The organism is Aeromonas sp. QDB18 (genome assembly GCF_027705325.1).
Lineage (GTDB): Bacteria > Pseudomonadota > Gammaproteobacteria > Enterobacterales > Aeromonadaceae > Aeromonas > Aeromonas caviae.
The window spans coordinates 20,300-27,246 of the sequence record NZ_JAPDBQ010000045.1; the positions used below are offsets into that span (position 1 = coordinate 20,300).

The window sequence follows — 6,947 nt, forward strand, 5'->3', positions numbered from 1 at the left end:
TGCGCCCTGTGGCCGGTATTTTCCTTGAATGCCTTGAAGAAAGGCTCAATTGGGTGGGGATCTGGGCTCTCTGGGCTAAACCCCGAAGATCGGGCGTTCCTGGTAAGGACAAGGGCTCTGGTGTTCTGTCTGGCAAGGCAAATGGCGTGCGGCAGATGACGGGATAACGCAGCACGCCTTGGTCGTGTGCCATGGGGAAAGGAATATGAGCGGCAAGCTGTCACCAAGGGGAAAGAGAGTGAATGAAAGGGCTGTCTTTGATCTGAGGGGCTCTGATCATCTGAGTCCAGTGTCTGATGATCATAACGAACACAGCCCGGCAGAGGAGATCTGCCGGGCTGTGGGAGGCGCCGGGCCAGATGCTGGCCCGACGGTATCGCAGGAAGGCTTAGCCGACCAGTTGATAGAGGATGGCGGAGATGGCGATGAGGCCCATGGTCGCCACGAAGACGTTGCTGATCTGACCCTGGTATTTCGCCATGGCCGGAACGCGCTTGATGGCGTACATGGGCATGAGGAACAGGATGGTGGCGATGATGGGGCCACCCAGGGATTCGATCATCCCGAGGATGGAGGGGTTGATCACGGCCACGCCCCACAGGGTCAGGATGAAGAAGGCGATGATGAACAGCTCCACTTTCTTGTGGTTCGGTGCCTTGCCGGAGCTGCGCATGTTCTGGACGATCATCCCTTTCAGACCTTCACGGGCACCCAGATAGTGGCCGAAGAAGGAGGAGACGATGGCCACGAAGGCAACCAGCGGACCGAAGTAGGAGATGATGGGGCTCGCATGCTGGTTGGCCAGGTAGGAGAGCACGGCGATGTTCTGGGACTTGGCTTCTGCCAGCTGGGCCGGCGTCAGGCTCATCACGCAGGAGAAGACGAAGAACATCACGAAGCCCAGCAGAATGATGGCGGTGCGCTTGAGGATGGCGTCGGACTTGGCGACGGCATGCTCACCGTGATCACGGCGCTGAGCCAGGGCGAAGCTGGAGATGGCCGGGCTGTGGTTGAAGGAGAACACCAGCACCGGGATGGTCAGCCACAGGGTGGTGGCGAAATCCTTGGTGCTCGGCATTTCATTCAGGGCCGCACCGGTCCAGTCCGGGATCAGGTACAGGGAGATGCCCGCCAGAATGGCGATGAGCGGATAGACCAGGAACTCGGTCACTTTCAGCATCAGCTTCTCGCCAGCCAGCATCACGGACATCATGACCATGATGAGCACGATGGAGAGGATCCAGCGCGGGGGCGGCGTCATCTGCAACTGGTTGACCAGGAAGCTTTCCACCGTGTTGGTGATGCCCACGCCGTAGATCAGCACGATGGGGTAGATGGCAAAGAAGTAGAGCAGGGTGATCAATTTACCGGCACCCACGCCGAAGTGCTCTTCCACCACCTGGGTGATGTCGGCATTGGGCTGCTTGGAGGAGAGCACGAAGCGCGCCAGACCACGGTGTGCCAGGTAGGTCATGGGGCCGACCAGCAGCGCCATCACTACCAGCGGCCAGAAGCCACCCATGCCGGCGTTGATGGGCAGGAACAGGATGCCTGCACCGACGGCGGTACCGAACAGGCTGATCACCCAGGTGGTGTCTTGTTTACTCCAAGCGCGAGATTGGACCGAGCTGATTCCTTGCTCCTGTGCGGCTGCAACATCCTGTGCGCCAGTGACAGTATTGGACATGTATCTCACCCCGAATGTGTGGTTTTAATTAGTCGGCGCAAGAATACTTTCTTTTTAATCAAAAATGTTGATCAAATTCACCTTTGTGCGGCTAAAACCCGTACTTTCTTGTAGAAATGTGATCAAAAGAATAAAAAATAAAAATTTATTTATCAAATGCAGTGTTATTTGAATGTTAACTGGATAATTTCCCACCTCATCATGTTGTCGAAATGTTATGCCGAGATGTGTTGGGCAAGCTGGCGGATCATGCTGGCAGTGGCTCCCCAGATGAAAGATTGCTCCCAAGGGATCCAATAGATGGTGTGACGTCCGTCCGCCCTTGGCAGGCTCAGGGCTATGTGCTGCCCCGGATCCAGCACGTGGGCGAGGGGGACTTCGAAGGCCTGGGCCACCTCGTCCTGGCTCAGGGTCAGCCCGTAGCCTGGGTCGAGCATGGCGAGGACCGGCAGCACATCGTAGCGCGAGACGGTATTGAGAGGGGTGAGGCTGCCGATGATCCGGATCTGGGAGGGGGGAATGCCAAGCTCCTCCTCGGTTTCCCTGAGCGCGGTGTGAATGAGGTCCCGGTCTTCCGGGTCCTGGCGCCCGCCGGGAAAGCTGATCTGTCCCGGGTGGTGGCGCAGGGCGGCGCTGCGGCGCGTCAGCAGCAGGTGCAGGCCCTCGGGGCGCTCCACCAGGGGGATCAACACGGCAGCAGGTTTGAGCCCGGCCAGTGCCAGGCGATGGGCGGGGGCGGGGCGCTGCAGCAAAAAGCGGGTCAGCAGCTCGGCACTCGTCATCTCCATGGGTCTCCTTGTGTCGGCCCCGCAGGGCCGGATGGGATCAAAGGGCATCGAGCAGTGGCAGGATGCGGGCCACCTTGTCGTAGGTTTCCTGATATTCGGCGTCGGGATCGGAGTCGGCGATGATGCCGCCCCCCGCCCAGCAGTGCAGCTGACCGGCTTCGGCGATCAGGGTACGGATGCAGATGCTGGTATCCATCCTTCCGTGCTGACTCAGATAACCGATGCTGCCGCAGTAGGCATTGCGCCGCACCGGCTCCAGCTCCTCGATGATCTCCATCGCCCGGATCTTGGGAGCCCCTGTGATGGAGCCGCCGGGGAAGCAGGCCCGCAGCAGATCCACTTCTTGCCAGCGCGCATCCAGTTCTCCGTGAATGGTGGAGACCAGATGATGCACCGCCGGGAAGGATTCCACGGCAAAGAGATGCGGCACAGTGACCGATCCCGGCAGGCTCACCCGGCCGATGTCGTTGCGCAGCAGATCGACGATCATCAGGTTCTCCGATCTGTCCTTGTCGGCGCTGGCGAGTGACTCGGCCACCCTGGCATCCTGGGCGGGATCCGGGTGGCGAGGCCGGGTGCCCTTGATGGGCTTGGTCTCGATATGGCGCTTGTCGAGCAGCAGGAAACGCTCCGGGGAGAGGCTCAGAATGGCGCTGTGCGGCAGGCGGACAAAGGCGGAGAACGGCGCCTTGTTGGCGGCGCTCAGGGTTAGATAGGCGGACCATTCATCTCCCTGATAAGGGGCGCTGAAGCGCTGGGTCAGGTTGATCTGGTAACAATCCCCCGCCGCCAGATAGGCCTGGATACGGGCAAACTTGTCCCCGTATTCGGCCCGCGTCATGTTGCTCTGCCAGGGGCCGGTCAGGCGAAGGGGGAGGGTGGTTCGTTCGCGCTGCGCCATCAGCCAGTCGAGCCTGCGGGCGAGGCCGGCTTCATCACCCCAGTGGGCCAGTTGCCAGTGTCCCGTCGCGACATTTCGCAGCAGCGCCCAGTCGTAGATCCCGACCGCCATGTCGGGCACTTGGATGTCCTGTTGCGCCACTGCGGGCAGACGCTCGAATCGTCGGCCCAGATCGTAGCCAAAGAGTCCCAGGGCTCCCCCGATAAACGGCAATCCCGAGTCATCCTCAACGCGCTCCCCAAGCAGGGCTTGCTGGGTCTTGGCGAGCAGGGCGAGGGGATCGCCGTCATGATGGTGCTGGTGGTTATCCTGGGTGAGGCAGGTGCTGGTACCCCGGGTTTCCAGGGTGGCAAGCGGATCGGCGCTGATGATGTCAAAACCGTTGTCAGCCCCCAGGGGGCCGGCGGATTCCAGCAGGATGGCCCAGGGTTGGTGTTGCAGGCAGGCGAACCAGGTGTGGAGCGAGGCCTGCGGGTCGAAATGGTGGATATGCAGTCTTGGTTTCATTTTTTGTTACATAGGCAACAGTTTGCGCCCGGCTCCCTAGCCGGTTCCGGTGGTCAAGCGTATCATGGCCGCCGGCATTTTTAAGAAAAACACCGTTATAAAAACACGCCGCAGTCTGCCGGCTCCAGGTGCATTTGCCACCTGCCGAAGGCCCGGCTCATATGGAAGCCCTTGCTCGCGCAAGCGATAACAAGGACCAGTGAGGATGATATGAGCATCATTAGAAAACAGGACTTTATCGATTCCATTGCTGACGCCCTGCAGTACATCTCCTTCTACCACCCCCTCGATTTCGTGCAGGCCGCCAAGGCCGCCTATGACCGCGAGATCAACCCGGCCGCCAAGGATGCCCTGGCCCAGATCCTGATCAACTCCCGCATGTCTGCCGAAGGTCATCGCCCGCTCTGTCAGGACACCGGTATCGTCACCTGCTTCGTCAAGATCGGCATGCAGGTACAGTGGGACAGCGACATGACGGTCCAGGAGATGGTGGATGAGGGCACCCGCCGCGCCTACACCAATCCGGACAACCCGCTGCGCGCCTCCGTGCTGGCGGATCCGGCCGGCAGCCGCAAGAACACCAAAGACAATGCCCCCGCTGTCGTGCACATCGACATGATCCCCGGCGACAAGGTGGAAGTGAGTATCGCGGCCAAGGGCGGCGGCTCCGAAAACAAATCGAAGATGGTGATGCTCAACCCCTCCGACGACATCGTGGAGTGGGCGCTCAAGACGGTGCCGACCATGGGGGCTGGCTGGTGCCCGCCCGGCATGCTCGGCATCGGCATCGGCGGCACCGCCGAGAAGGCGGCGGTGCTCGCCAAGGAAGCCCTGATGGAGCACATCGACATCCAGGAGCTAATTGCCCGTGGTCCCGAGACTACCGAAGAGAAGCTGAGGGTCGAGCTCTATGACAAGGTCAACAAGCTCGGGATCGGTGCCCAGGGGCTGGGCGGCCTGACCACGGTGCTGGATGTGAAGGTGAAATCCGCACCGACCCACGCCGCCTCCAAGCCCGTGGTGATGATCCCCAACTGCGCCGCCACCCGTCACGTGCATTTCGAACTCGATGGCTCCGGCCCGGCGGAGCTGACACCCCCCAGGCTGGAAGACTGGCCGGAGATCACCCGTGAGTCCGGTGGCAATGTGCGCCGGGTCAACGTGGATGGTATCACCAAGGCAGAGCTTGCCAGCTGGAAGAGCGGCGATACCGTGCTGCTCTCCGGCAAGATCCTGACCGGCCGCGACGCCGCCCACAAGCGCATCGCCGACATGCTGAAAAAGGGTGAAGGACTGCCCGAAGGGGTCGATTTCACCAACCGCTTCATCTATTACGTGGGCCCGGTCGATGCGGTGCGTGACGAGGTGGTCGGCCCGGCTGGCCCCACCACGTCCACCCGGATGGACAAATTCACCGACATGATGCTGGGAGAAACCGGCCTCATCGGCATGATCGGCAAGTCCGAGCGCGGCCCCAAGACGGTCGAGAGCATCAAGCAGCACCAGGCTGTCTACCTGATGGCGGTGGGCGGCGCCGCCTATCTGGTGGCGAAAGCCATCAAGAAGGCGCGCGTGGTGGCCTTTGCCGATCTGGGGATGGAGGCCATCTACGAGTTCGAGGTGGAAGACATGCCGGTCACCGTGGCGGTCGACTCCCAGGGCAACAACATCCACGAGACCGGCCCGGCCTACTGGTCCGCCAAAATTGCCGAGCTGGAGACCAAGCTGGCTTGATCAATCGGACTTCGATGCAAACGGAGAGCGATTAGCCCCCGTACAGCAGCATGTTGAAAGGCGACCCTCGGGTCGCCTTTTTTACGGGCCCCATTTGACGGTCTGGGCCTGAGCAAATTTACTGCTGCTGTGCTGCTGTGCTGCTGTGCTGCTGTGCTGCTGTGCTGCTGTGCTGCTGTGCTGCTGTGCTGCTGTGCTGCTGTGCTGCTGTGCTGCTGTGCTGCTGTGCTGCTGTGCTGCTGTGCTGCTGTGCTGCTGTGCTGCTGTGCTGCTGTGCTGCTGTGCTGCTTTGTCGTCATGGCATCCCGGGTCGGAAGCCTGGATAACCCGGTGGGCAATGCCGGCGCATTGGCTGTTACGCCGAAGGGGCGATCAGTGGTTCAGGTAGACATCCTGGCCGCCGTAGCTCAGTGCCCCACCCAGAGGGGTTGAGGGCTCGAAGAAGCGGGTCAGGACACCGGCGCGCTGGCCCAGGGTGTTCAATGTGCTCCGGTCCAGGGCGACCTGTTCGGGCAGCCAGGTCAGCACGGCGGCACAGTGACCATTGATCAGGCTCTGCTCCAGCAGGCGCTGCCAATTCTTGATCTTGGGGGCGTGCACGACAAGCACCCTGGCAGGATTGATCCCTCTGGCCTGCAATTGCGCGGCGGCGGGCAGACCTGGCGGGGCGACGAGCAGGATCCAGCCACTGTCGGACTGACTCAGTTGCCCCAGGGCATCCAGCAGCGGCGCTTCCTGATGGAGAGGGCCGCGCCGCTGCTCTTGTCCCATCTTGCTCTGATGGCGAGTGGGCCAGGTGGTGATCAGACCGGCAGAGGAGGAAGGGGGGCAAAGATTCAGGGGCTGGCTCATATGTCGTTCCTGTATGAATAACCATGCTGTATGCGCATACAGTAGTTCTGTTCGCAAGGAGTGACAAGTGATTTGTGGCTAAAAGTGTGAGCCGATTAACAGGGGATGATTTTAACTCCATGATTAAAAAGAATATTTATATCTTCCTTATACAGGGTGTTTTTTAACCTGTAGACAAACTTCGGGTCGGCGCTCATGGTTATACAGTCCTGTATGGGGAGAGGAGGGAGCGAGATGGACGTTAGTACCTTGCAACGACTGGATGCGAACATTCTGCTCGGGATCATCAACGAGAAGCTGCGGCTGGAGTGTGATGGTCTGGAAGAGCTGCTGGCTTACTACGACATGACAGAAGATCAGCTGGCTACCCGTCTGCAACAGATCGGGTATCACTACGACCCCAGGGCGAGATCGTGAACGTTTTGAAGCAATGTTAAGAGGATTTGACCGACCGATCTGGGTGTGATCTTATACTCTC

Annotated in this window: 6 protein-coding genes; 2 read left to right on the forward strand and 4 right to left on the reverse strand. The window is 60.4% G+C overall.

Annotated features, from left to right (window positions below):
• Positions 1-388 precede the first annotated feature (388 nt).
• The 3 genes from OKC30_RS09260 to pabB all read right to left on the reverse strand — a co-directional run bounded on the left by OKC30_RS09260 (position 389) and on the right by pabB (position 3,883).
• The gene (locus OKC30_RS09260; RefSeq protein WP_160838403.1) at positions 389-1,687 is read right to left on the reverse strand and encodes a serine/threonine transporter; all 1,299 of its coding nucleotides are present in this window, start codon (positions 1,685-1,687) and stop codon (positions 389-391) included.
• Positions 1,688-1,902: 215 nt separating this feature from the next.
• Positions 1,903-2,469: a CoA pyrophosphatase gene (locus OKC30_RS09265; protein WP_113070643.1), complete on the reverse strand. Its 567-nt coding sequence runs from the start codon at positions 2,467-2,469 to the stop codon at positions 1,903-1,905.
• Between the two features lie 43 nt (positions 2,470-2,512).
• Positions 2,513-3,883, reverse strand: a complete 1,371-nt coding sequence (gene pabB / locus OKC30_RS09270; RefSeq protein WP_160838401.1) for an aminodeoxychorismate synthase component I — start codon at positions 3,881-3,883, stop codon at positions 2,513-2,515.
• A gap of 210 nt (positions 3,884-4,093) precedes the next feature.
• Here pabB and OKC30_RS09275 point away from each other — a divergent pair, with 210 nt between their 5' ends.
• On the forward strand, positions 4,094-5,617 hold the full coding sequence (locus OKC30_RS09275) for a fumarate hydratase (protein WP_160838399.1): 1,524 nt from the start codon (positions 4,094-4,096) through the stop codon (positions 5,615-5,617).
• A 372-nt stretch (positions 5,618-5,989) separates the two neighbouring features.
• Here OKC30_RS09275 and OKC30_RS09280 read toward each other — a convergent pair whose 3' ends face one another.
• Positions 5,990-6,469 (reverse strand): cell division inhibitor, encoded by a 480-nt coding sequence (locus OKC30_RS09280; protein WP_113978767.1) that lies wholly within the window; start codon positions 6,467-6,469, stop codon positions 5,990-5,992.
• A 234-nt stretch (positions 6,470-6,703) separates the two neighbouring features.
• Between OKC30_RS09280 and OKC30_RS09285 the strand changes: the two genes are divergently transcribed.
• Positions 6,704-6,886, forward strand: a complete 183-nt coding sequence (locus OKC30_RS09285; RefSeq protein WP_160838395.1) for a DUF4250 domain-containing protein — start codon at positions 6,704-6,706, stop codon at positions 6,884-6,886.
• Positions 6,887-6,947 lie beyond the last annotated feature (61 nt).